22 protein-coding genes are annotated in these 25,625 nt (G+C 59.1%); 10 read left to right on the top strand and 12 right to left on the bottom strand.

Features of this window, described 5'->3' with window-relative positions; genetic code table 11:
• Nucleotides 1-239: 239 nt before the first annotated feature.
• Nucleotides 240-902, top strand: a complete 663-nt coding sequence (locus Mal15_RS22105; protein ID WP_147869756.1) for a hypothetical protein — start codon at nt 240-242, stop codon at nt 900-902.
• Nucleotides 903-1,260: 358 nt separating this feature from the next.
• On the opposite strand, the gene Mal15_RS35175 is transcribed toward Mal15_RS22105, so the two are convergent.
• Nucleotides 1,261-1,530: an NAD(P)H-binding protein gene (locus Mal15_RS35175; RefSeq protein WP_147872339.1), complete on the bottom strand. Its 270-nt coding sequence runs from the start codon at nt 1,528-1,530 to the stop codon at nt 1,261-1,263.
• A gap of 100 nt (nt 1,531-1,630) precedes the next feature.
• On the opposite strand from Mal15_RS35175, the gene Mal15_RS22095 reads away from it, so the two are divergent.
• From Mal15_RS22095 to Mal15_RS22085, 3 genes are all read left to right on the top strand, one after another.
• Complete coding sequence (locus Mal15_RS22095; protein ID WP_147869755.1) at nt 1,631-2,194, top strand: ECF-type sigma factor; 564 nt, start codon at nt 1,631-1,633, stop codon at nt 2,192-2,194.
• 92 nt (nt 2,195-2,286) lie between these two features.
• The gene (locus Mal15_RS22090; protein ID WP_147869754.1) at nt 2,287-3,114 is read left to right on the top strand and encodes a serine/threonine-protein kinase; all 828 of its coding nucleotides are present in this window, start codon (nt 2,287-2,289) and stop codon (nt 3,112-3,114) included.
• A gap of 33 nt (nt 3,115-3,147) precedes the next feature.
• On the top strand, nt 3,148-3,795 hold the full coding sequence (locus Mal15_RS22085; RefSeq protein WP_147869753.1) for a serine/threonine-protein kinase: 648 nt from the start codon (nt 3,148-3,150) through the stop codon (nt 3,793-3,795).
• Between the two features lie 1,378 nt (nt 3,796-5,173).
• On the opposite strand, the gene Mal15_RS22080 is transcribed toward Mal15_RS22085, so the two are convergent.
• Nucleotides 5,174-6,154 (bottom strand): hypothetical protein, encoded by a 981-nt coding sequence (locus Mal15_RS22080; RefSeq protein WP_147869752.1) that lies wholly within the window; start codon nt 6,152-6,154, stop codon nt 5,174-5,176.
• Nucleotides 6,155-6,424: 270 nt separating this feature from the next.
• Between Mal15_RS22080 and Mal15_RS22075 the strand changes: the two genes are divergently transcribed.
• On the top strand, nt 6,425-8,038 hold the full coding sequence (locus Mal15_RS22075; protein WP_233902957.1) for a sulfatase family protein: 1,614 nt from the start codon (nt 6,425-6,427) through the stop codon (nt 8,036-8,038).
• 204 nt (nt 8,039-8,242) lie between these two features.
• On the opposite strand, the gene Mal15_RS22070 is transcribed toward Mal15_RS22075, so the two are convergent.
• Nucleotides 8,243-8,536 (bottom strand): MGMT family protein, encoded by a 294-nt coding sequence (locus Mal15_RS22070; protein WP_147869750.1) that lies wholly within the window; start codon nt 8,534-8,536, stop codon nt 8,243-8,245.
• A 48-nt stretch (nt 8,537-8,584) separates the two neighbouring features.
• On the opposite strand from Mal15_RS22070, the gene Mal15_RS22065 reads away from it, so the two are divergent.
• A complete protein-coding gene (locus Mal15_RS22065; protein ID WP_233902956.1) occupies nt 8,585-9,475 on the top strand; it encodes a TIM barrel protein in 891 nt (296 codons plus the stop codon).
• A gap of 125 nt (nt 9,476-9,600) precedes the next feature.
• On the opposite strand, the gene Mal15_RS22060 is transcribed toward Mal15_RS22065, so the two are convergent.
• On the bottom strand, nt 9,601-10,998 hold the full coding sequence (locus tag Mal15_RS22060; protein WP_147869749.1) for a hypothetical protein: 1,398 nt from the start codon (nt 10,996-10,998) through the stop codon (nt 9,601-9,603).
• Nucleotides 10,999-11,264: 266 nt separating this feature from the next.
• Nucleotides 11,265-13,325: an NAD(+) synthase gene (locus Mal15_RS22055; protein ID WP_147869748.1), complete on the bottom strand. Its 2,061-nt coding sequence runs from the start codon at nt 13,323-13,325 to the stop codon at nt 11,265-11,267.
• Nucleotides 13,326-13,645: 320 nt separating this feature from the next.
• Between Mal15_RS22055 and Mal15_RS22050 the strand changes: the two genes are divergently transcribed.
• A complete protein-coding gene (locus tag Mal15_RS22050) occupies nt 13,646-14,107 on the top strand; it encodes a superoxide dismutase [Ni] (protein WP_147869747.1) in 462 nt (153 codons plus the stop codon).
• Between the two features lie 98 nt (nt 14,108-14,205).
• Here Mal15_RS22050 and Mal15_RS22045 read toward each other — a convergent pair whose 3' ends face one another.
• Together Mal15_RS22045 and Mal15_RS22040 are read right to left on the bottom strand one after the other, a co-directional pair.
• Nucleotides 14,206-15,513, bottom strand: a complete 1,308-nt coding sequence (locus tag Mal15_RS22045) for a DUF1501 domain-containing protein (protein ID WP_147869746.1) — start codon at nt 15,511-15,513, stop codon at nt 14,206-14,208.
• Between the two features lie 195 nt (nt 15,514-15,708).
• Entirely contained in the window at nt 15,709-17,433 is a 1,725-nt protein-coding gene (locus Mal15_RS22040) for a DUF1549 domain-containing protein (protein ID WP_167546983.1), read from the bottom strand.
• Nucleotides 17,434-17,693: 260 nt separating this feature from the next.
• Between Mal15_RS22040 and Mal15_RS22035 the strand changes: the two genes are divergently transcribed.
• Both Mal15_RS22035 and larA read left to right on the top strand, forming a co-directional pair.
• The gene (locus Mal15_RS22035; RefSeq protein ID WP_147869744.1) at nt 17,694-18,419 is read left to right on the top strand and encodes a class I SAM-dependent methyltransferase; all 726 of its coding nucleotides are present in this window, start codon (nt 17,694-17,696) and stop codon (nt 18,417-18,419) included.
• A 206-nt stretch (nt 18,420-18,625) separates the two neighbouring features.
• Complete coding sequence (gene larA, locus Mal15_RS22030; RefSeq protein WP_147869743.1) at nt 18,626-19,918, top strand: nickel-dependent lactate racemase; 1,293 nt, start codon at nt 18,626-18,628, stop codon at nt 19,916-19,918.
• On the opposite strand, the gene Mal15_RS22025 is transcribed toward larA, so the two are convergent.
• The 3 genes from Mal15_RS22025 to Mal15_RS34190 form a co-directional block, all read right to left on the bottom strand.
• Nucleotides 19,872-20,900 (bottom strand): CvpA family protein, encoded by a 1,029-nt coding sequence (locus Mal15_RS22025; protein WP_167546982.1) that lies wholly within the window; start codon nt 20,898-20,900, stop codon nt 19,872-19,874. The two genes, larA and Mal15_RS22025, sit on opposite strands and share 47 nt — an antisense overlap.
• Nucleotides 20,901-21,023: 123 nt before the next feature.
• Nucleotides 21,024-22,304 (bottom strand): DUF1559 domain-containing protein, encoded by a 1,281-nt coding sequence (locus tag Mal15_RS22020; RefSeq protein WP_233902955.1) that lies wholly within the window; start codon nt 22,302-22,304, stop codon nt 21,024-21,026.
• Between the two features lie 24 nt (nt 22,305-22,328).
• Entirely contained in the window at nt 22,329-22,493 is a 165-nt protein-coding gene (locus Mal15_RS34190; protein WP_167546981.1) for a hypothetical protein, read from the bottom strand.
• Nucleotides 22,494-22,622: 129 nt separating this feature from the next.
• Here Mal15_RS34190 and Mal15_RS22015 point away from each other — a divergent pair, with 129 nt between their 5' ends.
• Nucleotides 22,623-23,267, top strand: coding sequence for a DUF2585 family protein (locus Mal15_RS22015; protein WP_233902954.1), 645 nt, complete (start codon nt 22,623-22,625; stop codon nt 23,265-23,267).
• A gap of 227 nt (nt 23,268-23,494) precedes the next feature.
• On the opposite strand, the gene Mal15_RS22010 is transcribed toward Mal15_RS22015, so the two are convergent.
• Nucleotides 23,495-24,571, bottom strand: coding sequence for a sugar kinase (locus tag Mal15_RS22010; protein ID WP_147869740.1), 1,077 nt, complete (start codon nt 24,569-24,571; stop codon nt 23,495-23,497).
• Nucleotides 24,572-24,678: 107 nt separating this feature from the next.
• Nucleotides 24,679-25,491 (bottom strand): SDR family oxidoreductase, encoded by an 813-nt coding sequence (locus Mal15_RS22005; RefSeq protein WP_147869739.1) that lies wholly within the window; start codon nt 25,489-25,491, stop codon nt 24,679-24,681.
• Between the last annotated feature and the right edge of the window lie 134 nt (nt 25,492-25,625).

Genomic DNA, 25,625 nt, shown 5'->3' with positions numbered 1-25,625 from the left:
GGACTTGCGTCCGTGGCTATCATCTGCCATGGCTTCGCCATTTTCGGCATTTGCAGCGGTCCGGCGATCGGCCCAGTTCCTTCCGCAGAAACCGCAGCTAGCGCCCCGCGGCTCAATTCTAAGACTTTCCTGTAACACCCCGGCATTTCCCCGCTTGGTGTGGTGTGGCCGAGACAAAACATTCGCTCGGTCAAGTCCACCTCAAACCGCAAGAATCACTTCGCACACGGGAAATCGTCATGTTTCGATCAATGATCGCCACCGCAGCTCTGTTGACCGCCTTCAGCACCCTGGCCAGCGGCCAAACCATCCAATTTGAACCGGGGACCGGGATGGTAACGGTTAATGGGACGAATGGCCCCGATGAATGCGAGATCAAAATGGCCGGGGATGAAGTCAGAGTCGAATTGAAATACCCCGATCCCGATGGATCGGGGACCGACAAAATCCGCGAGTACTTTGAAGTCCATGAAATCAACTTCATCGTGTTCCTGGGCTTTGACGGAGACGATTTGTGCTACTTCGATGATATCGACGAATTCTACGACGAAGGTGCCAGTCACATCGTCTCGGTCCAATACGGCGGAAAAGGGGCTGACATGCTGTTTGGCGGTCCGGCGAGCGATTACCTGGATGGAGGAGAAGATGCTCAAGTTGACGTGCTTATGGGCGGCCCCGGCAATGACACCTTCGTCCGCTACTATCGCAAGAAAAAGGTCGATGCCGATTACGGTACGCTCGCCTCGGCGACTGACAACAAGGCAAAGCAAGTGCAGTCGAAATCCTCGTTACTTGGCGGCAGCAGCTCACAGGTCAAGCTGATCAACGTGCCGCTTGTTGATAAAATCGTCGACTTCAACTCGCACGAGTCTGACTTCATCGACTGGGTTTTGGTTCAATAGAGTCTTCGCCAACTCTGGCTTATCCCTCTTCTTGAAACCGAAGTCGGTGCATCGTCTATATCCGGTCGGGATGAGCGGCATCATTCGAACGTTTTAGCGGTACTCGCCTTCGGCCCTGTTTCCATACTTCGGTGGCGCGACCGATGTGACTTGCACCGGCTCCTCCGGCGCGGCGGACGATGCAACCTCTGATTCGAACGGTGATCAATCAATAATTCACTATGGGCCTTGAAGAGGCCCTTGTTGCAAGGGCCGCTAGCAGATAGTGGGGGCGTCGGTGCAAACTGGATTGCATTCTCACATCTTACGACCCAATGCGGAGATCCAGCACTCTGTGCTCAGGATTCCTTGTTGTAGATCACCGGCATTTGAATGTCAGATTGTGGCCCAAGCACGAAGCAACCGCATCACATCCTGCCGCGTGCTCCGCCATTTCGGAATCGCTTAGATCAAGAATGCTGGCATGAATGACGGACAGGTTCTCATGTCGCCTGAGCGAGTCAGGCAATCCCCCGAGGGATCGGATAATTGCTTTGACCCTCAGGCCTTGGTCAAGCAGTCGCTTCGTCAGCAGTCGTCCGGTTGCGCCTGTGGCACCAGGCACGAGCACCGCTGCGATGAAAATCATGCGTCTTTTGCCAAAAAGCAAAAGGAATCTGCTCCGGCATCATTTACAATCCGACTTACATCCCCGAGCCACTTTTGCCTGAACTTTGGGGACGGAAACGATGATTCACGATTCCGAGTCGTGGTGCAAACTGACATTTGACGAAGACGACCAAGAATCGGTTCGTGAAGTGTATCGGGAACTCAGGAGGCTGGCACAACAGCAGATGTCGAAAGAAGCCCTCGGGCACTCGCTGCAAGCGACGGCCCTTGTCCATGAGGCATACCTGAGACTTCATGAGCATCGATCAGAATGGAACTCGGATGCTCACTTCTTCGCGGCTGCGGTGGAGGCGATGCGACGCATCCTGGTGGATCATGCCCGAGCCAAGAAGACGTTCAAACGTGGCCGGAACTGGAAACGTGTCGCGTTTTACGATCCGCCGCTCCGCCAGAGCGAGATTGACCTGGACGAGTTTTTGGATTTTGATGAGCTGCTCAGCGTTCTTTACGATCGGGAACCCCGCGTCGCGCGGCTCGTCAAACTCCGCATGTTTGCGGGGTTGTCGGTGAGCGACGCTGCAAAGGTGCTGGGTGTTTCGCGGAGCGTCGCCTACGAAAACTGGGCTTTCGCAAGATGCTGGTTTGATGCGCGATTGGCAGAGTCGCATGAAACCGGTGTCTGAGCAAACTGAGTGACGAGTCACCCGACCGCCTCTCGGTCAGAGACCTCTTTGTCGAGGCACGCCGGATTCCTGATCCTGCCCAGCGTCAGCAGTTGCTCGACGAACGATGCGGCGCCGATGACGGTTTGAAATCAGAGGTGTTTCGTCTGCTGGAACTGGATAGGAGCCGAGGAAACTTTCTCGACCGATTTGCGTCCGCCGTCGGCGCGGATCCTGGTGAAACGGCCAAAACACTTCAATCCATCGGCATTGCGGGCTCGCTCGCGCTCGATTCGGTAGTCGGAACCCTTGGGCAGATCGGACGTTTCGAGCTCCGGAAGCTGGTCGGCCGTGGCGGAATGGGGAACGTCTTTCTGGCACAAGACATGGAGTTGCAGCGGCCGGTGGCGCTCAAGTTTCCTCGGATCGAGCGATTGACCAGCGAAGAGGAACGCGAACGTTTCTTTCGTGAGGCTCGGCTGTCGGCGAAGTTCAACCACCCGAACCTGGTCACTGTGTACGAAGTTGGCGTTCTGGGGCAGATGTGCTTCATCGCGTCGGAGTGGTTTGACGGAGGTGATTTTGCCGCTTGGTTGGAAAAACACCCGGGCCCGCACAATCCTCGCTGGTGCGCGGAGTTGGTACGACCGCTTGCCCGCGCGATCGCGTATTGCCACGACCAGGGAGTCGCGCACCTGGATCTCAAGCCGGTAAATATCACCTTGGCAATGGAATCGGAACAGGACCCGATGAAGTTCCGTCCGATGTTGACCGACTTTAGCATTGCACGCGTCTTTGAAGGCGAACTCTCGCAGACCAATTTCAGCATGCTACTTGGAACGCCGCTCTATATGGCTCCCGAGCAAGCGGCGTGCGACCGCGATTCGATCGGACCGCAGAGCGACGTCTATGCGTTGGGGGTCGTCCTGCACGAACTCTAGTTTGGGATTCGACCATTTGAGTCCGACAATGTCGTGGAACTCCTTGACCAACTTCGCGGTGCCGATTCGATCCGTTTGCCAAAGAAAACGAGTGTTCCCAATGACCTGCAAACCATTTGCCTGCGATGTTTGGCCAGGGAGCCTGATCGACGATACCCCACTGCCAACGCACTCGCCGAAGATCTTGATCGCTTCTTGCGATCCGAACCGATCCGCGCGCGACGGGATTCGCTGTGGGATCGATTCACTCGATGGGTTCGGCATCGCAAACGTATCATGGATGCTGCGGCGGGCATCATCGTCGTTCAGCTGATCCTCACCGCATGGGTACTTTGGTGCTTCGTGCTCGCTGATCGAGCCTATGAAGGCGAAACATTGTGGCGAGTCCGTTATGAAGGGCTTCGCGTGCTGGTCGTGTTCTCGCTTCCACTCTTCGCGAGTGCTTGGCACATCGCCAAAGAACGTCGCTGGGCGATCTACGCGGCACTACCGTTCGCGTTCGGCGGCCAAACCTTGATTCCATTGTTTGTGCTGATGGGGAAAATCGAAATGATGCAGGACATGTATTCCCGGTCGCCGTACTTCGAAATGACGAACATGGGACTCATTCTATTCAGCGGCATCACCCAATCCATCCTACTCGCCTTCGCCCTGCATTCCAGTAGGTCACGCTGTGCGTGATGGCGATCGAAATCGCCGTTTAAGATCAAGCATGAATTCACGGCCGGGAATATCAACTGCGTCGGCGGCGTGCGGCAAGGTCGTCAGCTCGGAACCAGATTTTGGCGACCTAGCTTCTTGTCCAAGATCGGCCGAGCATGCTTGCTGATTCACTACACCCGTCGATGAAACCGGCCTGTGCAATCGCGAATAATGAGGCTACCGAACACGCGAATAGGGCGATGGTGGAAAAAACGGGCCATCGTGGGGCCCACGAAGTTGAATCGCGTTCGTGCAGGCGGTGAATCTGACCGCCGCATACAAGGCGACACGTTTCGCCGCGGCGGTCGATGCAATCGTGGCGGTTGGTTTTCAGCGCGTGTTGCACGATTGGGCAAAATGATGGGGGCAAAACGATCACAGTCTGAAATCGTTTTGCCCCCATTGTTTTGCCGCCCCTTCGAGGATGTGACTGCGATCGTGCAATGGGACCAACCTCCGCGCAGAGGTGACACTTCGAGCGTGCGTCTTTGTCTCAGAACTCTTCCGCGACGGCACGAGAAAGTGTCTGCCGGTCTGAGCCGCCACGTAAACTGCGACAATTGCCGGCCTGGATGACTGCTGACCGGTCGGCAAAGTGGTCAATCGAGCCGCATTGATGCCGGCCTCAGTGCATGTCAATCCTCCGCCGCCGAATCAGCACGCAGGAGTGACCGTTCCAAGATGACCGCAAAAACCGAGAGCATCCTTCAACAAATCAGAGAAGCTGGATGCTCAAGTCGAGCACGTCATCGCCAACGGTGCCGAGTGCGAGCTCCTGCTGCAGAAAGACCGCGAGTCGATGTTGCAGCGGAGAATCGGTGAGAGTTCCTTCGCTGAGTGTGGCAACCGATAAGCCGGTGGGCAGGGAGCACTCACCAGCGCATCGCACTGTCCCATGGAAGCGAGCGGACCACCGCTCTCAGTTGCTCGCGGTTGGACCAACCGCGAGCACGACGCGAATTCCGTTCCTGCGGTAGGTGAATCTGACCGCGGCGTGCAATGCGACACGTTTCGAGATGGCGATCGATGCAACCGAGTCGACCTCGTTTTCAGTGTGTGTTGCACGATTAGGCAACGAACGATGGGCAAAACGATAGGGGCAAGACGATCACAGCCTGAAATCATTTTGCCCTCATTGTTTTGCCGTTCCTTCGACGACAAAGGTAACGATCGTGCAATAGGACGCATGGGACTTATAGGTCTCCTATGTCCTATTGGTCCTTTCGATCACGGCCCCTTTGACGCATCGAATGATGCGATCCACCGGCGCAAACCGATTCCGCGCATCGGGTGGCGGACACCGCCGCGCTGAAAAGACTGGTGGAGTTCTCTAAAAAACCAATGGCCGGTCTGGCGGCTAGCCGTACTTAGCGATTTCTTCTCGGGTGGCCACGGCGATTTCCGTGAACTGCTCCGATGATCTGCGAACGTCGGATCCGACCGAAACAATTCCAGCGACCAGATCGCTGTTGGTGTCGGAGAGCTTGTCTCGATTGACGCCCAGGTAAACGGGTTCTTCGCCCTGGTACGGGAGGTTGTGCGCGAGGTCGTTCGGATCCTGAAAAAAGCCTTTTGCCGAGCCATTGGCGATGGCTGCCAGCCGTTTTTCGATGGGGTCGAGATTGATTTTGCGTTTCAGAAAGAACTCCGTCATGCGATTGCCCAGAACGGTCAATTCCCGATTCAGATCCGTTGGACTCGTTGCCACCGACGATGGCATCAGTCCCAGCATGAAATGCTGCTTGATCACTTCCAGCTTGCCATCGGACTGATTGATGAATGCGGGAGCCGAGTAGGTCGCCGCATCGTAGGCGAGCATCAACCTGACGAGCGATGAACTGGCGGGCATCAGATCGGATGCCCGCGCACTGGAGCCATCCTTCTCGAGGGCAGCTTTAATTTTCGCTTCCGCCTCCCTGGCGATGGATTGAGACCCGCGCCAAAGCGTTCCGATGGCGAAGTGGGCCGCCTGTGTGCCGCGAAGGTACGTTTTGCCGTTCTTTTGAACCGTGGTGGAATTCCCGGTCAAATACTGATCACTTGCACCACCGACAACCAGTCGCGGGTGCTCCGTGTCGAAGGCATAGGCCATCGCGACGGCCGCCATGAATTTCGAGATGGTCATTTCCACCCGCATTTGGTGAAAACGCGCGAGATCGCGTTCGTTGGCGAAGACCAATTGATGATTCGGAAAGCTGGCTCCCTTCGGCGAAAGATTTTTGATCGCCTGGACGACCTTTCCCCGCCCACTTTTCTCGCTCTCCGTGCTCATCCGGAAGTTAGGCCCGGCGATTGAATTGGAGTCGTCGAGCGGCTTCGGCGTTTTCTTCTTCGCCATGGAATTCCCCGTTCAGGAATCAGTTTGCAATGGGTCGACCGTCAGGGCGGAAATGCCGCAACCGTTATCGTTGCCAAACCGCATTGTTTTCCTGAAAACCGGAAATAATTCGTGAAAGGGCAGAGAAAGATCGCCAACCAAACCGACGGGTTTTGCCTGTCGCAAATCGTTAACGCGTGTCGTATTTTATCCTCGGCAATCGCGCTGCGGAGGCGAGTATGATGACGTTGCGACAATTGAAGGGCAAGTTACTCGGCCAAAGGCAGATCGATGAAAACACGTTTCCTCCAAGGCTTCGGTATGCTGAGCCACTACACGCGGATGCTCTGTATGCCGATGCTCTGTATGCCGATGCACTGCATGCCGATGCACTGCATGCCGATGCACTGCATGCCGATGCACTGCATGCCGATGCACTGCATGCCGATGCTGGTCGCTTTCCTGGGAACCGGCTCGCTAGTCGCCGCCGGGGACTCTCCGTCGTCGACGCCTAGCGTCACACTACCGGATGGAATCGTGGTGCCCTCCGATGGCTCGAATCCCGATGCACGGAAACCAAACTTCGTGATCATCTTCACCGACGACCAGGGTTACGGTGATTTGAGTTGCTACGGAGCGGATCACGTCAGCACACCGCGTATCGACCAGATGGCGAAGGAAGGTTCGCGGCTCACCAGCTTTTACGTCGCCGCACCGGTCTGCACTCCTTCTCGAGCAGGCCTGATAACGGGTTGCTATCCGAAGCGAGTCGGCATGGCGACAGGATCAAACTTTGGAGTGCTGCTGGCCGGTGATACCAAGGGATTGAATCCCGAGGAAGTGACGATCGCGGAGGTTCTCAAGTCGGCCGGTTACAAAACGGGAATGTTCGGCAAGTGGCACCTCGGAGATCAACAGGAGTTCCTTCCGACGCGTCAGGGATTCGACGAATTCTTCGGACTTCCGTTCAGCCATGACATTCACCCGTTCCATCCACGGCAAGACAAATACAACTTCCCACCGTTACCGTTGCTGGACAACGAAACGGTGATCGAGATGGATCCAGATGCAGACTTTCTCACCCAACGCATCACCGAACGAGCGGTATCGTTCATCCGGCAGAACAAAGACGTTCCATTTTTCATGTATGTCCCGCATCCGATCCCTCATGCCCCGCTGCATGTCTCGCCGCCGTTCATGGAAGGCGTCGCGGATGAAGTTGTTTCAAAATTGAAAAACGAAGACGGCACGATCGACTATCGCACCCGTGACAGACTGTTCCGACAGGCCATCGCGGAAATCGACTGGTCGGTCGGAACCATTCTCGACACACTCAAGGCGAATGGATTAGACGAAAGGACGCTCGTCATTTTCACCTCCGACAACGGCCCTCCGAAGAACACGCTTCACGCCAGCCCCGGCCCGCTCCGAGGTCACAAGGGAACGACGTTCGAAGGCGGGATGCGAGAACCGACCGTGATCCGCTGGCCCGGACGGATTCCGGCGGGCAAGAACAACAATGAATTGATGACGGCGATGGACCTGCTTCCGACGTTCGCAAAACTGGCCGGAGCTGAGATCCCCACGGATCGCGTGATCGACGGGAAAGACATCTGGCCGACACTTTCCGGTCAGTCCCCAACGCCACACGAAGCGTTCTTCTATCATCGCGGCACCACGCTTGCAGCGATCCGGTCAGGCAAGTGGAAGCTCCACACCAACAAAGGTCGACCGGTGCAACTCTACAATCTTGACGACGACATCGGCGAACAGAAAAACGTGATCGAGTCGCATCCCGAAGTTGTGAAACAGCTCAACAAACGCTTAGCCGATTTTGCAAAAGACATCGCTGCCAACAGCCGACCGGCGGCATTCGTTGAGAATCCGAAGCCGCTGTCAAAGTGAGTGGGCGCGATGAATGCAACTCGTGACACAGCCTGAAATCGTTTTGCCCCCATTGTTTTGCCGTTCCTTCGCGGATGTGGCAGCGATCCTGCACGGGATCAATAGGACGCATCGGACTTTTAGGTCCAGTACGTCGTCTTGGTCCTATTGATCACCGGCCTCCGCTTCGCCACCTCATTTGTTTGAAAACACCTTTCCCCTTTTTTACTTCTTGAAACGCCCCAGTGGGGATCGGACGACGCGGAAGGCGGCCAATTGAACACCTTCTTCGGCCAGCCGTTCGGCTTGGACGCTGGGGTTGCACGGGGGCAGTTGACCGTCGCTGTAGACGACGCGCCACCAGGGCAAGGTATCCATCGATTGAGAAAGCATCCGGCCGGCGGCGCGCGCGGCCGCCGGGCGGCCTGCGGCGGCGGCGATGTCACCAAAACTGACGACTTCGCCGGGGCGCAGCCCGAGGACGGCGTTTTCCATCTTGAGCTGGAATTCGGTTAGCATGAGAGGTCTGATTTCCTTTTGTTCATCCAATCCCCAGAGGTCCCACCCGTGAAACGTCGTGATTTTGTTGCCGCCAATTTGATCGCCGCCGCCGGTGCGGCACTCGCCCCGGCTCGCTTGCTGGGCGACGACACGGCAGCCGGTGGCGGTCGGATTCGGCAATCCATCATGGGCTGGTGCTTCAACCCGATGGACATGTTGAAATTGGCCGCTGAGTGCAAACGCATCGGGCTGGAAGCGATGGAGGGTATCAATTCGAACCTGTACGACCAAGTCACCGGAATGGGACTGAAGATTTCGCTGGTCGGCAGTCACGGTTTCGCCACCGGCCCGCTCGACCCCAACAATCACCCCCTGGTCGAAGAGAAACTTCGCGAAGGAATCGACCTGGCGGTCAAATACGGCGCGCCCAACGTGATCACGTTCACCGGGATGCAACAGGCGGGGATCAGCGACGCCGCGGCGCGAAAGAATTGCCTGGACTGCTGGAAACGCGTCATCCCCTATGCCGAAGAAAAAGGCATCGGACTGGTCCTGGAGCATCTTAACAGCAAGGCCCACCTGAACCCCGACGGGTCGGTGCACCCGATGAAGGGACACCCCGGTTACTGGGGCGATGACATTCACCAGTGTGCCGAATTGGTCAACGCGGTCGGCAGCGAAAAGTTTAAACTGCTGTTTGACATCTATCACGTTCAAATCATGAACGGCGACCTGATCGCGAACTTGCAGAAGTACCAGTCGATCATCGGCCACTACCACACCGCCGGCAACCCGGGACGACGCGAGCTGGACGGCCGAAACGAGATCAACTACCCCGCCGTCATGCGTGCGATCAAAGCGACCGGCTACACCGGCTACGTCGCCCAAGAATTCATCCCGACCAGCGATGACCCGATCCGCTCGCTCGAAGAAGCGTTCGCGGTTTGCGATGTCTAGTTGGACAGCGCTACGGGCCGATCAACTCAAACTCGTAACGCAATCGAGAGTGTGACTGACGCCGAGGGGAGTCGTGCAGACGACGGCCCGGAAGGGCCATCGTACCCGAAGACAGTCCCGAATGGTTATCGAGATCGGTTGAGCCACTGGGTGAGGATGCCGCCGGTTCGTTTGCGCGAGGGCGTCGCCTGAATGCCCGACGACTCGCTAGGCAATCGTGCCGAGACGGGTTTGTCCTGCGACGACGTGCGGCCGAAGGTCAGTCTCTTCGACCAGCCGACAAATTTTTCGGTCAGCGACGGCTTGGAATCCTCTGGGTCCTGATCCGGATCGGATGGGTTCGAATGACCAGCGCTGGCGGCAATCCATTCGTCGACCCGGAGCGCGTTTTGATCGTCGCCGCCTGATTGTGCCTCCGCTCGTTTCGCCCCCGCTCGTTTCCCCGGAGTGTTGTGCATCGCGACCTCCATTGCCGGCGTGCCCGCGGGCCGGTCTGGCGATGACACAGGCCCTTGCCCGAGCACTTGCAGGGATCTGGCGATCGCATCCCGGTGGGGCAGATCTTGATCCTTCGCGGCGGTCGGAGAAGGTAACGTCGGCAAGAGGGCTTCGTTCAATTTGCTCGCGTCGATCGCGCCGAGTTGCTCTCGGAACGCACCGACGGTTCCCGGCGGGTGCAACGGATGTGGCTGTTGCAACTTTAAAGACTGCGAAGGCGGCGGCATCACCAGGTCGGTGGCGAAACGCCTGAGCGGCGGATAGTTCATCGTGTCATCGGCCGAGGCGGACTGATCGAGATGGGCGCCGATTTGATCGATGGCCAGTGAACCAAAACCATGTCCCCGCGCGGTGCCAATCATCGCCGGCGCAGAACTCGTCTCGACCGACAGGGCATCCAGGGCCACGTCCAGATCATCCGCCGGCGGCGGCGGCGTTGCGCGAGAGTTAGCAGAAACGGGCGGGCCGGCCGAAACCGGAGGACTGATCACCAGCGAACCATCGCTCGGAAAACGCGAATCGCGTGTCGGCGTCACGTACTGCGGCGGCTGGACGTGGAATTGACGCAGTTGCGGCGGGGCGTCGGCGACGAGCGGGTTGCCCTGAAGTCCGGTTCGCAGAGCGTGTGTCCGCTGGGGCACCGCCGCCGAACGGGCTGGGGCAATCGGGCTCGGCGATGATTCGCCGCTGGCGGTCTGTTGGACCGTTCCCTCCGGCACAGACATACCCTGATCGGGCAAACCTTGACGATCAGCCCGACCGTGCACGCTGCCGCTGGTCACGGCAACTCGGGCAAGCGGCGAAGGGGTTTGAACCACGTGCCGCATCAGCGCCGCCCGCTTCACCGAGCGGACGACGTCGCCTTGGTCGGCCATCGCGGGCAAGGAATCGACGTGGACCGGCACGGTGGTCTTGACCAGTTGGGGCACGTCGGCTGCGTCTGCCGATGAAGCCCCGGTGGAAAGAACACACAGGGCCGCGGCAAGTTTTGCGACCGAATTGCCGCGTCGATTGCTGATTGACATCTAACGCTTCCTTGCTTGATTGCCGAAGTGCGGAGCCGTCCGTGGATCGCACATTGCTGCTTCTTTGGGTTCGGCCAAGCGGTCTGGCCAGCAAGAATCGAAGCATCGATTGCCGTGCAGAATCGGTTCTCACCGACCGACCAACGCGATTGACCGGACGCAAATGAACAAACGCTGGATTCGGTCCAACGTGGGTCAGCGGAGTAACCCGCAGAACCGGAACGCGAACCATTCACGTGCCTGTTCAGCAATTCCGGTTATTCCGCTCAATACGCTCCGCCATCGGCATCGCTGGGCATCCGCCAATCACCGCGGGGCGACAGGCTGACCGACCCGACTTTGGGGCCATCGGGCACACAATTGCGTTTGAACTGGTTGCGAAAGAAACGCGTGATGAACTGGTCCAGTGTTTCGGCGATGGTCGCCGAATCGTACGGCTGGTCGAACGTCGCCTGCGACGCGAGATAGAGGATCTTTTGACGGGTGAAACCGTTGCGAACGAAGTGGTACAGGAAAAAATCGTGCAACTCGTACGCACCGATGGAGCTTTCGGTGTTCTGGCGAATGGTGCCGTCGCTGGCCGGGGGTAACAACTCCGGCGAAATCGGCGTGTCGGCGACACGATGCAACAGCTCGCGGAGCTGGCCATCAAAATAGTGATCGGCGGCGTAACGTACCAGAAACCGGACCAGCGTCTTGGGGATCGACGTGTTGACGTTGTACATCGACATGTGATCGGCATTGTACGTGGCCCAGCCGAGCGCCTGCTCGCTCATGTCGCCGGTTCCGAGCACGAAGCCGCGGTTCATCAGCAACATGGTCCGGACGCGCGCCTGGACGTTTTCGAACGTCAGATCGGACGCGTCATCGGGCAATTGGTTCAGTTGCCGCTGCAACGATTCCACCGACGTGGGCTCGTCGATGTCCAATCCCAGCGGCCGATGATCAAGCGACCGAAACGTGTCCAAGCACAACTGGCGGATATCGATGCAATCGCCGGTCACACCGGTCGCTTCGATCAATTGATCGGCGCTGGTTCGGGTGTGATCGGTCGTCCCGAACCCCGGCATGGTGATGGCGTGAATTGATTTTCGTGGCCAGCCCGCTGCGTCGACCGCCTTGAGCGCGACCAACAACGCCAGCGTGCTGTCCAAACCGCCGGAAATGCCGATCGCCAGTGGCGTCGACTTTGATAAACAGGAGAGACGCTTGATCAGACCAGCCGATTGAATCGCAAAGATTTCGGCACACCGTTCGGCCAGCTCGCCCTCTTCCGACGGTACGAAGGGGTGGGCATCGACATAGCGCAGCAACTTCTTTGGTGCGGGTCGATTCGGTTTATCTTCGGCCAACGGGATCGTTCGGAATTCGATCTCGGTGTGTTCGGCGACATCGTCAAAGGACCCCACGACACGGCGGTCGTGCGCCAAACGCTGTAGATCGATGTCGCAAGTGACGGACGTCTCGGCGACCCATTCGGGTGACCGGCCGTCCCCGATCCGACGCGACTGACCGATCAAGGATCCGTTTTCGGCGACCAGGCAGTGGCCCCCGAAGACCAGGTCCGACGTCGACTCGCCGGGTCCCGACGAGACATAGGCATAAGCAGCGATGCAACGGCCCGACTGTGATTTGACCAGATCACGGCGCCACGCGGCCTTGCCGATCGTTTCATTGCTGGCCGAAAGATTCACCAGCACGTTGGCCCCGGCGACCGAGGCGCTGCTGCTGGGCGGGATCGGGGTCCAGAGGTCCTCGCAGATTTCGACCGCGATGACGGCTTCACCGATTTGGAACAACAGGTCGGTCCCAAAGGGAACCTCCTGGCCCGCGACGACGACCGCCTGGGGGTCCGACAGTCCTGCGGGGCGGAAGTGTCGCCCCTCGTAGAATTCGCGGTACGTCGGCAAAAACGATTTCGGCACGACACCGGCGATCACCCCGTCGTTGATCACCGCGGCGACGTTCATCAACGAGTCGCCGACCACCAAGGGCAGTCCGACGACCACCACGGCACGACGCCCATCACTGGCTCGGACGACCTTCTGCAACCCCTCCAGCGACGCGTCCAGCAAGGAATCAGTGCCAAACAGGTCACCGCATGTATAGCCCGTCAGCGCCAATTCCGGCAGCACGACCAGATCCGCATCGGAGTTGGCGACCGCAGCCAGGATCGCATCGGTATTGGCCTTCGGGTTGGCAACGGCGGTCGGGGGAGCGACCGCATGAATGCGAAAGATTCCGTGCTCAAAACGTTCAGTCGGCGTGGCCAATTCGGTCGGTCTGGGGCAATTCGGTTTGGGGGGGGTGTCATGCGATTCACGCATGAAGTTCACACGAAAGCTCGTTCCGCAACAGGCTCGGCGGTGGGGGCGGATCTCCGACGCGTGCGCAGATTGACGGTACAGCTACGACGTGCATTGTAACCTGCAACGATCGATTCGCCCTCCCGACGCGTTTTGGGATCGATTGCCTCAGATAATCCGGCTCCGGAAAGATTCCCCCCGCCACCGCATACGTGTCGCGGTCTATAATCGCGCCTGATCGAATTCGACTTCGCGCCACCAGCCCAAGCGGCGAACCGGTCACGCGAGCGAACGATCTGTGTCTATGAATTAGAAGAAACGACTTGATGAGAGTGAACGACATGACCCGAATTCTGACTGCCACCTTTGCGCTGCTGATCACCGCCTCGATCGCGATGGCCCACTGCCAGGTTCCCTGCGGAATCTATGGAGACCAACTGCGATTCGAACAGATGCTGGAAGACGAGCACACGATCTCCAAGGCTCAATTGCAGATCAATGAGATTGCCGATGGCGAAATGTCGGCCCAGTCGATCAATCAGGCCGGACGGTGGGTGACGACCAAAGAAGAACATGCGACGAAGATTCAAGAGACGATTTCGGCGTACTTCCTGGCGCAGCGGATCAAACCGGACAGCGAAGGTTACACCAAGAAACTGACCGCCGCCCACGCGGTCATCATCGCAGCGATGAAGTGCAAGCAATCGGCGGATCCGGAAACCGCCAAGGTGCTCGAAAAAGCGATCTTTGATCTGTACCGAGCCTACGAAGGGAAAGAGCCGGCGTTCGAGCACTCGCACTAGTATCCCACGCACCGTGGTTTTCGGGTAGCGGAACTCGCCAAGAGTTTCGCGCGAGTGCGGCGACGCCGCACGGGGGCCGAAAGCCTTGGCGGCTTCCGCTACGCCAACACGTCGCCGATCGGTTCGCCTTCGCTGATTCGCAGCGGGCGGCCGATCGGCGTTTGTCTTTCTTCATGATAGGGAACGCCCAGCGATGACAGGATCGTCGCGTGCAGGTCCCCGATCGTGATCGGATTGGCGACATCCGCCAACGGCTTGTCGGGGTCCAGCTTGGGATCGGCCGCGGTCGCTCCGTAAACGCCGCCCTTGCGAATGCCGCACCCGGCCAGGAAGGTCGAAAACCCGTGCGGCCAGTGATCGCGTCCTTCGGCGGGATTGATTTGTGGCGTGCGTCCGAATTCGCCGCCGCAAACGACCAACGTGGTTTCCAGCAACTCCTGCTCGACCAGTCGGTCCAACAGGGCAGCCAAGGCGGCATCCAGGATCTCGCAGCGCGCCGATTGCAGCGAATGGTTGGTGATGTGCGAATCCCATCCGCCCAGTGTGACCTCCACGCAACGAACTCCGGCGGCGATCAATCGCGTCGCCGCAAGACAGCCACGTCCGAACGGTGTGTCGCCGAACCGTTCCCGCGTCCGCTTGGATTCACTGGAAACATCAAACGCATCGACCTGCTCGCTGGACATCATGCGGAGGGCCGCATCGGTGGACGCCTGGTGCAGGGTTCGATTTTCGTCCATGTCTCTCAGGCGTTGTCGACGGAATCGGTCTTCCAACCATTGCAGATCCTTCATTCTGCGATCGAACCGATCGTCGGCGATCGGGGACTTGAGATCGGGCACGGGATTCTGCGGATCGCCGACTTTGAAGGCATCGTAGATCGGCCCCAGGTATCCACCGCGCGCCGGAGCGTTCTGGGGCAGGATCGAGATGTGTCGCGGGATATCCAACGGTTCGGGAAACTCGTGACACAGGATCGAACCGATCGACGGGTGCACGAGCGTCGGGTCGGGACGGTAACCGCTTTTGATGTTGTAGATCGCGCGTTGGTGGTCGCCTTCTTTGCTGGTCACACTGCGGATCAGCGACCCCAAGTGCATCTTCTCGGCGACCCGTGGCAAAGTATCGGCGATCTTCAGATCAGGGACACTCGTCGCGATCGCGCCCACCTCGCCACCGATGGTCGTTCCGGGGTGCGGATCAAAGGTCTCCAATTGACTCGGCCCGCCTTCGAGCCAAAGCAAAATGACGTTCTTCGGCCGTGACGCTTCGGTTTCCCCGCTCGCGTCGGCCCAGGCGAGTTGGTTGGCGATCGCCGAAAGCATCGACCCGCCGGCGCCGGCTCCCAACAACGTTCGCCGCGAGAGGTGGGCGTAGGGGTCACAGAGGAGTTCGTTGTGATTCATGAGATCGTTCGGAAAGGCGGAAATCTTATTGGGTTGAAGTCAGCGCATGTTGGTGTTTAGCCTTTAGGGACCGTTCAGCTTAAGGCGATGCTTTCTCTTATGTACGATGGCCCTTCCGGGCCGTCGCCCGTGGGGCTCAGCGCGACGACCTCGAAAGGACGTCGTACACCCATCCACCGATCATCTTCTAACCACTCAATGATTCCAGGTAAATTCGGTACTATTGGCGAGCGTCCAATAAAGGTCTTCGAGGGCTTCACCACGATTGGGGCGTTCGGACAGTTGGTTTACGAAATGGTCTCGTTCTTCGTTCTCGGGATAACGGTTCAGCAGACACAGGTACATCGTCTCGATCGCTCGCGCGTCGTCGCCTGCGAACAGGTTGATGTGTCCGGTCGCGTTCAAGACCGGATTCAGTTCACCGGCTTCACGTAACATTTTTCCATTGATCATCAGCAACCGCTGCGGGATCGTGATGCCGTCCTTGGCGAATTCATTTTCCCCCAGGTCACCGTATCGCTGTAAAAAGTCGTTGATCGAACCGAATCGAATCAGTTGCACCAACAGGGACGAATCGCGGGTGATGGATTTGATCTTGGACGCCTGGACGATCGCGCCGGCCACCTGTTCGGCACGCAATCGCGTCAACGGAAACACCGCGTGGTGATCTTCGTGTTGCGGAGTGATGTCAAACGACGCGCGACTTGACGCACCAAAGGCATCGCTTCCGGCGATGATTCGGATGGTTCGCCTGACGTTGCGGTGCTGCACAAAGTCATCGATGATCGGTTCCAACATCGGCGGCAACGGTTCGTCCAGGGGCAGGTTATCGACCGCCTCGGTCGGCGAGCGTCCGAACATCAAGGCCCAGAATCGGACGACCGCCGCACGAGCGAACTGGCGGTTGTCGGCATGGGTCACCCAGGTCGCCAATCGCGAGCGTGCGTCACCTTCCACGGGCAACAACTCCGCCGCGTAGGGTACCGCCGGCGTCACGTCGACCTCTTCGTCTTCATCCAGATACTGGTACTTGTACTCGGCTTGTCCGGTGCGAACGCCTTGCAATCCATTGGTCTTGGCGCTGCTGTAGAAAGCTGCCAACTGGTGAAAGTCCTGCTGCCGACCTTCACGGGTCTGTTCGGGGTCGCCCAAGTTGACGTTTCCAAGAAAATCGTGGTGGCACTGCAAACAATCGATTCGCAATCCCAGGAACGCCCGGCTGGTCCGGGCAGCCAAGCGAATCGGATCCGGATTGCCATCGTTGCTGTCAAACGTCACGGTCAAGAAGTTGACTTCCGGTCGATCCGTCCACAACCCTTCCGCGGTGATCAGGTTGCGAACGATCTGGTCGTAGCGACGATTGGCGGCAAGCTGATCGGACAACCAGTGACGGAAACGACGCCTGCGGTAGACGACAAACGGCCCCTCATCGGCGCCGACCAAGTACCGGGTCCAGCGTTCCGCCCAGTAGTCGTGAAAACGCGGGTCACGCAGCAGGTTGTCCACGTGAGTCGTCGCGCGTCGGTCTTCGGGCAACTGTTCGAGCGCACGGATCTCCTCCAACGACACGCCGCTGCCGACCAGGGCCAACGAGATTCTGCGGCACCTGGTCATCCAATCGGACGGATCGGCACTGGCCAATCCGAGATCGCCGAGCTGTGCGTCGCGGGCCGCATTGACCGCTTGGATGACGGGCCGGATCGAATCCTCTTGCAATGCCCCCTCTTGCAATGAATCATCCGCCGACAGATCTTCCGCAGTCACCTGCTGGGCCGGCAAGCGAACCTGGCGGGCGTCGTTTTCACTTGAACGGTGTTCGTCCGTCGACTCGGACAACCCCGACGCCATGTATCCGAACGCGACCAGCACCAACAGCCCGAACCAACTCCACTTGGCGACAGAGACGAAAAACTGTTTCATCGGATCTTTGGGGGGAGGCACTTCTGGTACAACTGCTGGACGACGCGCTATGATCCAACCTAGCTGGACAGCGTCAACTTGTACATGAATCGTCGTCGATTCGCCGATCCAACGTCGCCACGCTCTGGCGCGTGTGGTGACGTTGACGTGGCCCTGCCCACACGGCAGTCCAGCCTGTGCGGCATGCGATTCTTGTACGATTCGCCCGGGATCGAGCGATCTTGACCGCTGAACGCGAAAAAACAACGATCGGATTCTAGATGTCAGCCCCCACCGACCCATTTTTCGAACCCTACGATCGTGACGACATCGCTTACGGAGACGTCCCGTCAGCGCCGTTGGCTGCGTTTTTAGAACAAGTGGACTGCGGCGGCCGCGCGCTCGACTTGGGTGCCGGCGCGGGTCGGGACACGCTGGCGCTTGCCCGGGCGGGATTTCACGTCACGGCGGTCGACTTGAGCCCCCGCGGGGCCGAGCGGATCCGACAACGGGCCGAAACCGCCGGTGTCGGCGGACGGGTGGAAACCTGCGTGGCGAACGTTTGTGAACACGAGATCCCGCAGGGTGTCTTCGACGCCATCTGCGCGACAACCGTCTTGGATCACATCCCCGCCGACGACGCCCGGATGGTCTGGAAACGCATGACCGCCGGGCTTCGCGAAGGCGGCGTCATGTATGTGGAAGTCCATTCGACCGAAGATCCCGGCAGCGATCGACGCCCGGGATCGGAAAGCGATGCCCCGAAAAGCGAAACCGCAGACGCGGTGATCAACTATTTCGCCCCCAATCAACTGGCCCGCTGGGCCGTGGAGGAGGAATCCGCACTGCGGATCTTGCGCTACGAAGAACGTTTGGAATGGGATTACACCCACGGCCCCGAGCATCTGCACGGCAAAGCCGTCTTGCTGGCTGTCAAAGCGGGCGCCCACCCCGCTTGGTATGGCCAACCCGCAGCGTTCCCACGGAAATTCCAGCGGGAAGCGTAACGACCAAAGTCTTATCCGGCACAACGCATGAAAGAGCGGGCACTTTGCGCAGCCCAGGCTCCGCGTCCGGAAGATCGGCGACGTGTGGCGGAGCCACACCGACATCGCGCTCCAAGGCGGAGCCTTGGAACGGGGGAGAGTCTCGGATACCTTTGGCCTTGCGGCGACAGTTTCCTATTGACTCGATTCAAAAGTCTGCCAATTCAATGCAAGTTTCCTTGCTCTACGGCCGCAGCGGAATCCGTGTGGCGTTGCCCGATGACGCCGAGGTGACGCTGATCGGCAAACCGGAAATGCCCCGACTGGCCGACCCGGTCGCCGCTGTGCGACAAGCCTTGGGGCACTCCCCGACCTCCGGAACTCCGGCGGGATTGCAACAGATCGCCCAAGGGGCATCGAGCGCGTGCATCGCGATCTGTGACATCACGCGTCCGGTCCCCAATCACCTGTTCCTGCGGCCGATGATCGAGACGCTTGCCTCGGCCGGCGTGCCGCTGGAGCAAATCACCGTGCTGGTCGCGACGGGATTACATCGCCCGAATCTCGGCGATGAGCTTGCCGAGTTGATCGGCGACCGCTGGGTTCTCGAAAACGTCAGCGTCGTCAATCACGAGGCGCTCTGTGACGAAGACCACGTCGATTTGGGCGAGACGACGACGCGGCAAACACCGATCAAGATCGATCGGCGGTTCGTCCAGGCCGACGTGCGGATCGCGACCGGTTTGGTCGAACCGCATTTCATGGCCGGGTATTCGGGAGGCCGCAAAGTGATCGCGCCCGGGTTGGCCCACGCCGATACGATTCGGACGTTTCACAATCATCAGTTCATGTCGAATCCCGCCGCGACCAATTGCAACTTGCATCGCAACCCGCTGCATGAAGAGCAGCTGGAGATTGTCGAACGGATCGGCGGGGCTTACGCGCTCAACACGGTCATTGACGAGCATCGAAATCTGTCGATGGTCAATTTCGGCGAGATCACGGCAAGCCATCAGGAAGCGGTCTCGTTCATCGAGCGGTATTGCCGCGTCGCCGTGCCGCGACGTTTCCCAACCGTGATCACCAGTGCCGCGGGTTATCCATTGGACAAGACGTATTATCAAACTGTCAAAGGAATGGTCGGGGCGATCGAGATTCTGCAGCGCGGCGGCAATTTGATCATCGCGTCCCAGTGCAGCGAAGGCTTGGGGTCCGGCGACTACGCCGCAGCCCAAGCGGTGCTGACACGTTTGGGCCCCGAGGGTTTCTTGCAATCGATCCGGGACAAACCGTTTGCGGACATCGATGAATGGCAAACCCAGATGCAGACCAAAGCCACGCGGCAAGGCAACGTCTATCTCTACTCGGCGCTTCCGCCGGAATCCAAAGCGCTCACCGGGGTGAGGATCAGCGACGATCTGGAAGCGACGATACGGGCGTCGATCGATGCCAGCGAGTGCAAACGCGTCGCGGTCATTCCCGAAGGTCCTTACGTGATCCCGTTTGTGCAAGATCCTTGATCACTTGGCGTGCCTGGGGGATGAAATCGGGGTGATCGACCAAACGCATCACCGCGGGGCTGTCCATCAAGTGCCGCACCAATTGTGGATCCACCGGTCGTCCCTGCCGGATCCACTGATTGAGTGCCGGATCGTTGCGAATCTCATCGATCGCGGTGGCAATCGCAGGATCGGATCGCATTTCGGCGATGCCCGGGTTATCCAGCACCCGTTGAATGTTCTGCGGGTCTCCCAAACGACGCATCGTCTGGTGAGCTTCCTCGACTCCGGAAAGCAGCTCGAATCGTTCGAACGGATTGTTATCTCGAATGAAGGGACCGAGCCGGCTTTGCCGAGTGCGGGAGGCCCACTCATCGACTGCCATCGCGACGGCGTTTTCGCGGATGTCGTCACCACGTTGCCACATCTGCAGACTGATCAATCCGCCCAGCAGGAAGTAACAAATCACCACCCCCTCGGCCAAGCCGACGGCAAAACCGGCGAAATGATTGGCCCACCTGAATTTGCGACGCTTTAAAAAGATGCGATTGCCGATGATCGTGATCAAGATCGTGGTCACCAACGAGATCAGCACCCCGATCGCAGCGATGCAGAGAAAGCGGTTGGTCAACCCGCTGGTTCCGAATTTCTGGGCGAACGCATCCTGGTACTGCATGCCCATCGCAGGGGCATAGGCGACCGCGACGACCAGCGCGACGACGGATGCCGCGATCCGGCCGAATCCCATTTTGAAGCCGCCCCAGCCGGCCAGCGCCGTGATGACGATGGTGATGGCCGTGACCGAATCGCCCCGGCGAAACATGAACAATGCCCCGGCAACGCTGATCAACAGCAACGGATAGAACAGCCACAAGGGCATTTCAATCGGGTCCCCCGGCCTCGGCTTTCGTCGTTTTTTCTTGCGTCGAAAGCGACTCGTTTCGGTCTGATCGGCCATGGTGGCGACATGCTTGGCAGGGATGAACCGGTTGTTAACTGTCAATGATAGGCCATCGGGTCGCCCCAGACCGGACGGAATGCAGGATCCGAAGCACAAAAAACGGGCCGGCATCGCTGCGGGCCCGGTTCGAATCACTGTGATCATGCAATCGGCGTCGGAACGCCCTCATTGATTGAGTTGCTGCTGGATGACCTCGCCGTTGGCCCGTGTTCCCAACGCCCCCCACAACCCATACGGGCTTTTCGATCCGGGGCTGCGATTTCCACTCCCCCCGTCCAGCACCGTCCCTCGGGTCGGATCACCCGCCTCGATCGAGTCGGTGATGAAAACCACGGCGCCATCGCCCATCAACAGATGGACACCGCCCTGGTGTCGACTGCTCGCCGACAGCACACCGGGTGTGGTGTCCTCGAGCGACATGCAGGTTTCTTGATTGGGCGGCAGGATCGTGTTGATCGCCGTGTAGGGTTGCAGCCCGCTGGCCCAGCGGAACCCGCGTCCCTGGTTGGCGGCCAGGATGTCGGTCAGCGACGGATCCCAGAATCGCGGGCGATCCGGGTCGATGTCGCCACGACACACGGTCGGGTTGTTGCGCAGACCGCTGAAGGTGCCGGGTGCGAAGCTGTGGGCGAGCGTTCGGATGTCTCGGTCGCCCAGGTCGGTCGCGATCTCGCCGAACATGATGGTGTTGGACAACCCGTCCAGCACATCACGAAACTTCTTTGCCACCCGCGGCACAAACATGCCTCGCCCGGCAGCGAGCAGATCGAGATTGGATGCGGTATGGATCTGGATTTTCGGAAACCCCCGCAAGTTGTACCAATACGGCCCGTTATCGGTGTAGTGCAGTCCATCCCCCAAGCAGGCCGCGTAATTGCTGCGTCCCATCGCCGGTAAACCGACGCCGGGATCACTCGGGCATCGAAGCGTCGGGATCTCCGTCATCCAGGGCGGGTAAGCATTGTTGCTGGAATTGACGATCACCACGCTGTTGGGTTCTTCGGTCGGCGTCGGCCCCATCGCAGGCCACGGGGGAATCCGAGCCACGCCGGGAGTGGTCAGGTCGACCGAATTCGGATTGCTGATCTGATTCCAAATTGCCTGTTGCTCGAAGTACGGCGTCAGACCGACGAACGTGCTGAGCATCATCATGTTGCAATCGTCACCGTACTCGCTGAACCAGCTTCCGGTAGGTGGCAATCGACGCGTGCCGCTCATGTGAGTCGGCAGCTGCTTGTAGGCGGAATGGTAGTTGTGAACGGCCAGACCGATCTGTTTGAAGTTGTTGCTGCAACTCATTCGCCGCGCCGCTTCGCGGGCCGCTTGGACCGCAGGCAACAACAGACCGACCAAGATCCCGATAATCGCAATCACGACCAGCAACTCGACCAACGTGAACGCGCGGGGTTTGCGAGCATCGAATCCCATTTCGGATACCTGACCCATGATCGATGGAGAACGGACGAAGAATCACTGACGTTGTTCAGCCAACGCCTTTTGGGCACGCTGGCGATTCGCCTGTTCCTGCTCGGTCATTTGGTAGGTCTCGGGCTGGATGACCACGGGTTCGCTGGAACCACAACCCGCCACCGCGCCGGCAGCGACCAGCAAGAAAAACAATGGGATAAGATTCATGTTTCTGCCGATCAGAAAAGAGAAGAGAACGTTCGGGTTACCTTGACCGGTCGGTCAACCAACACCGAGGTCGCAAGCGGGTTCGGCCTGACGCCATTGCGGCCCTTCCTCGCCTTCGGATTCCTGTTGATGCCAGACGCTCAAACGCGACGCAAACCACCGCCGGCTGACCAATCGCCACATAAGGTGACGGCCAGAGAGGCGGTGTCGGCCCCGAGTCTGATCGCAAAACTGCGCCTGTTCGCAACGCTGACCCTGATCGCGACATCGATGGCGTTCGTATTGTGGCGGATGGGACGCACGCCGTGGTGCGAGTGCGGGGGGTATTCACCCTGGTCTGGAGAAATTAATTCCCGGCACAACTCCCAGCACCTGATCGATCCCTACTTTTTCACCCACGTTCTGCACGGCATCCTGTTCTTTGCCGTGTTGTGGCCGCTGCGACACTGGCTGACCGATCGCGCTCGCGTGATTTCGGCAGCCCTGGTCGAAGCGGGTTGGGAGATCCTGGAGAACACGCCGATGATCATCGAACGTTATCGCCAGGCGACCATTTCGCTGGACTATTACGGCGATTCGATTGCCAACAGCGTCGCGGATCTGCTGGCGTGCCTGGCCGGGTACATGATCGCATCGCGATTGAGATGGTATTCCAGCCTGGCCCTGTTGGTCGTCGTCGAAGCCGTTTTGCTAGCAACGATTCGAGACAGTCTGTTGCTGAACATCATCATGCTCGTGTGGCCGAGCGACGCGATCCGGGAGTGGCAAATGTAGAGCCGTTGTCCCAACTGCTCCCAGTGTAGAGCCGTTGTCCCAACTGCTCCCAGTGTAGAGCTGTTGTCCCAACTGCTCCCCCAACGATTGGCACAATCGTTCCCCGGCACATACAACGTCCATTGGAGGTCGTCGCGCAGCGAGCCCCACGGGCGACGGCCCGGAAGGGCCATCGTACCCTGAGAAACGCCTCGTCCACGCCCCCAAAACCAAGCTGCGCCGTCCGACTAGCGTTTGACGCGGGCGTTGCCTTGCCAGATGCTCCACACCTGATCTTCATCGGCCGGTTGGCCGTAATCGGTCAGCATGGTCGCGGCGAGCGCGCCGGTGGCCCAGCCGAACTGGGTGCTCTTTTCGACATCCCAGCCGTTGAGCACGCCGTACAGCAAGCCGCCGACGAAACCGTCACCACCGCCGATCCGATCGAGCACGCCGATCTGACGCGGCTCGACGACCATGTATTCTTCACCATGCGAGACGATCGCGCCCCACATGTGCGAGTTCGCGCTTTCCACTTCTCGCAGCGTGGTGGCGAACAGGGTCGTGTCGGCGTACTCCTTCTTCACGCGGCGAATCATTTCTTTGAAGCCTTCGATTTTTGCCGCGATGTCTTTGCCGCCGGCCTCGGGCCCTTGGATGTCCAGGCACAGTTGGAAATCCTCTTCGTTTCCGATCAGGATGTCCGACAGGCTGGCGATCTCTTTAAAGGCGGCCGACAGTTCTTCTTCGCGTCCGACCCAGAAAGATGCGCGGTGGTTGAGGTCGAACGAGATGCGTGCGCCATGCTTTTTAGCGGCACGGGCGACCTCCAGACAGAACTGGCTGGTGTCTTCGGACAACGCCGCGATCAATCCGGACATGTGGACGATCTTGGCACCTTCGTCACGAAAGATTCGATCCAGATCGAAATCTTTGACGTTCAGCAGACGCCCGACTTCGCCGGCGCGATCGTTCTGGACACGCGGTCCGCGCGATCCCCAGCCGCTGTCGGCCATGTTGATCTGGTGGCGGACGCCCCAGGGCGTGGATTGTTCGAATTCCGGTCCTTCGTAATCCATGTGTCGCCGCGCCAAGTCATCTTTGATGAAACGTGCGACCGGGCTGTCTTTGACGAACGCGGTCAGAATCTTGACCGGCAACCCCAGAAACGACGACACGCTGCCGACGTTCGATTCGGCGCTGGTCGCTTGCATCTTGAACGTGTCACTGCAGTGAAACGGCTGGTGGTCGACGGGCGTCAGTCGCGTGCCCATGCTGGTGGGGATGACGAGGGCATACTTGGCATTATTGCGAAGTTCGATCATTTCCGAGGGTCTCGTTTGGCGACGAAGTGATTGGGGAAAAGTGGGATAGGCTTCCAGCCTGTCGGCGGTGTTGTTTGACAGGCTGGAAGCCTATCCCACGGCGGTTGTCAGATGGTGACCGATGCGAATCCGCCATCGATCGCGATGTTTTGGCCGGTCACAAAGGAAGACGCTTTTCGGCTGGCCAGCCAGATCGTTGCACCGGCCAACTCTTCCGGTTTGCCGAAGCGGCCCATGGGCGTGTGTCCGATGATCTGACCGCCGCGCTCGGTGTAGCTGCCGTCGTCGTTGAACAGCAACTTGCGGTTCTGTTCGGCGGGAAAGAATCCGGGGCTGATCGCGTTGACCCGAACGCCCGTGGTCGCCCATTCGCGGGCCAGCCACATCGTCAGGTTGATCACCGCGCTTTTGGCGGCCGAATAAGCCACGACGCGAGAAAGTGGGATGATGCCGCTCATCGAAGCGATGTTGATGATGCTGCCCACGCCGGCGTCGATCATGTCTTGGCCAAACACTTGGCTGGGCAACAACGCACCGCCGACCAGGTTCAGGTCAAACACGTCGCGCCACGCGTCCAGCGGCAACTTGCAGAAATCCCCGCCCGGCGGAATCGTCGCCTCGGGACGGTTTCCACCGGCCGCGTTGACCAACACCGACGTCGGGCCGCCGGCCCAGTCGGCGATTGCGACGCGGGCGGCATCCAGTGACTCGGCACTCAACCCGTCGGCGGTAAAAAACTTTGCCTCGCCGCCGGCGTCGGTGATCTTCTTGGCTCGCGCTTCACCACGCTCGGCGTTGCGACCGATCACGGCGACCTTCGCACCCGCCGAACCGAGTGCCTCTGCCATCAGCCCGCCCAGTTCGCCGGTTCCGCCAATCACCGCCGCGACATCGCTTTTTAATTCAAATAGATTGTTCATGGCCGGTAATTTAGTCTTTCGATCAGCCGGCTAACAGAGTGGCGCGACAGATTCCTCGCAACAGCGGAAAAGGGGCAGGTGCCAAAAACAAGTGGCGTGGATGTACGACGTCCTTTCTAGGTCGTCGCACCGAG

This window comes from Stieleria maiorica, from assembly GCF_008035925.1.
GTDB lineage: Bacteria > Planctomycetota > Planctomycetia > Pirellulales > Pirellulaceae > Stieleria > Stieleria maiorica.
This window is presented reverse-complemented; position numbering and strand designations above follow the sequence as displayed.

Bases quoted from the DNA above. Each gene is read 5' to 3' on its own strand.
- Mal15_RS22105 (WP_147869756.1), top strand. From the start codon at position 240: ATGTTTCGATCAATGATCGCCACCGCAGCTCTGTTGACCGCCTTCAGC.
- Mal15_RS35175 (WP_147872339.1), bottom strand. From the start codon at position 1,530: ATGATTTTCATCGCAGCGGTGCTCGTGCCTGGTGCCACAGGCGCAACC.
- Mal15_RS22095 (WP_147869755.1), top strand. From the start codon at position 1,631: ATGATTCACGATTCCGAGTCGTGGTGCAAACTGACATTTGACGAAGAC.
- Mal15_RS22080 (WP_147869752.1), bottom strand. From the start codon at position 6,154: ATGGCGAAGAAGAAAACGCCGAAGCCGCTCGACGACTCCAATTCAATC.
- Mal15_RS22075 (WP_233902957.1), top strand. From the start codon at position 6,425: ATGAAAACACGTTTCCTCCAAGGCTTCGGTATGCTGAGCCACTACACG.
- Mal15_RS22070 (WP_147869750.1), bottom strand. From the start codon at position 8,536: ATGCTAACCGAATTCCAGCTCAAGATGGAAAACGCCGTCCTCGGGCTG.
- Mal15_RS22060 (WP_147869749.1), bottom strand. From the start codon at position 10,998: ATGTCAATCAGCAATCGACGCGGCAATTCGGTCGCAAAACTTGCCGCG.
- Mal15_RS22055 (WP_147869748.1), bottom strand. From the start codon at position 13,325: ATGCGTGAATCGCATGACACCCCCCCCAAACCGAATTGCCCCAGACCG.
- Mal15_RS22050 (WP_147869747.1), top strand. From the start codon at position 13,646: ATGACCCGAATTCTGACTGCCACCTTTGCGCTGCTGATCACCGCCTCG.
- Mal15_RS22045 (WP_147869746.1), bottom strand. From the start codon at position 15,513: ATGAATCACAACGAACTCCTCTGTGACCCCTACGCCCACCTCTCGCGG.
- Mal15_RS22040 (WP_167546983.1), bottom strand. From the start codon at position 17,433: ATGAAACAGTTTTTCGTCTCTGTCGCCAAGTGGAGTTGGTTCGGGCTG.
- Mal15_RS22035 (WP_147869744.1), top strand. From the start codon at position 17,694: ATGTCAGCCCCCACCGACCCATTTTTCGAACCCTACGATCGTGACGAC.
- larA (WP_147869743.1), top strand. From the start codon at position 18,626: ATGCAAGTTTCCTTGCTCTACGGCCGCAGCGGAATCCGTGTGGCGTTG.
- Mal15_RS22020 (WP_233902955.1), bottom strand. From the start codon at position 22,304: ATGGGTCAGGTATCCGAAATGGGATTCGATGCTCGCAAACCCCGCGCG.
- Mal15_RS34190 (WP_167546981.1), bottom strand. From the start codon at position 22,493: ATGAATCTTATCCCATTGTTTTTCTTGCTGGTCGCTGCCGGCGCGGTG.
- Mal15_RS22015 (WP_233902954.1), top strand. From the start codon at position 22,623: ATGCCAGACGCTCAAACGCGACGCAAACCACCGCCGGCTGACCAATCG.
- Mal15_RS22010 (WP_147869740.1), bottom strand. From the start codon at position 24,571: ATGATCGAACTTCGCAATAATGCCAAGTATGCCCTCGTCATCCCCACC.
- Mal15_RS22005 (WP_147869739.1), bottom strand. From the start codon at position 25,491: ATGAACAATCTATTTGAATTAAAAAGCGATGTCGCGGCGGTGATTGGC.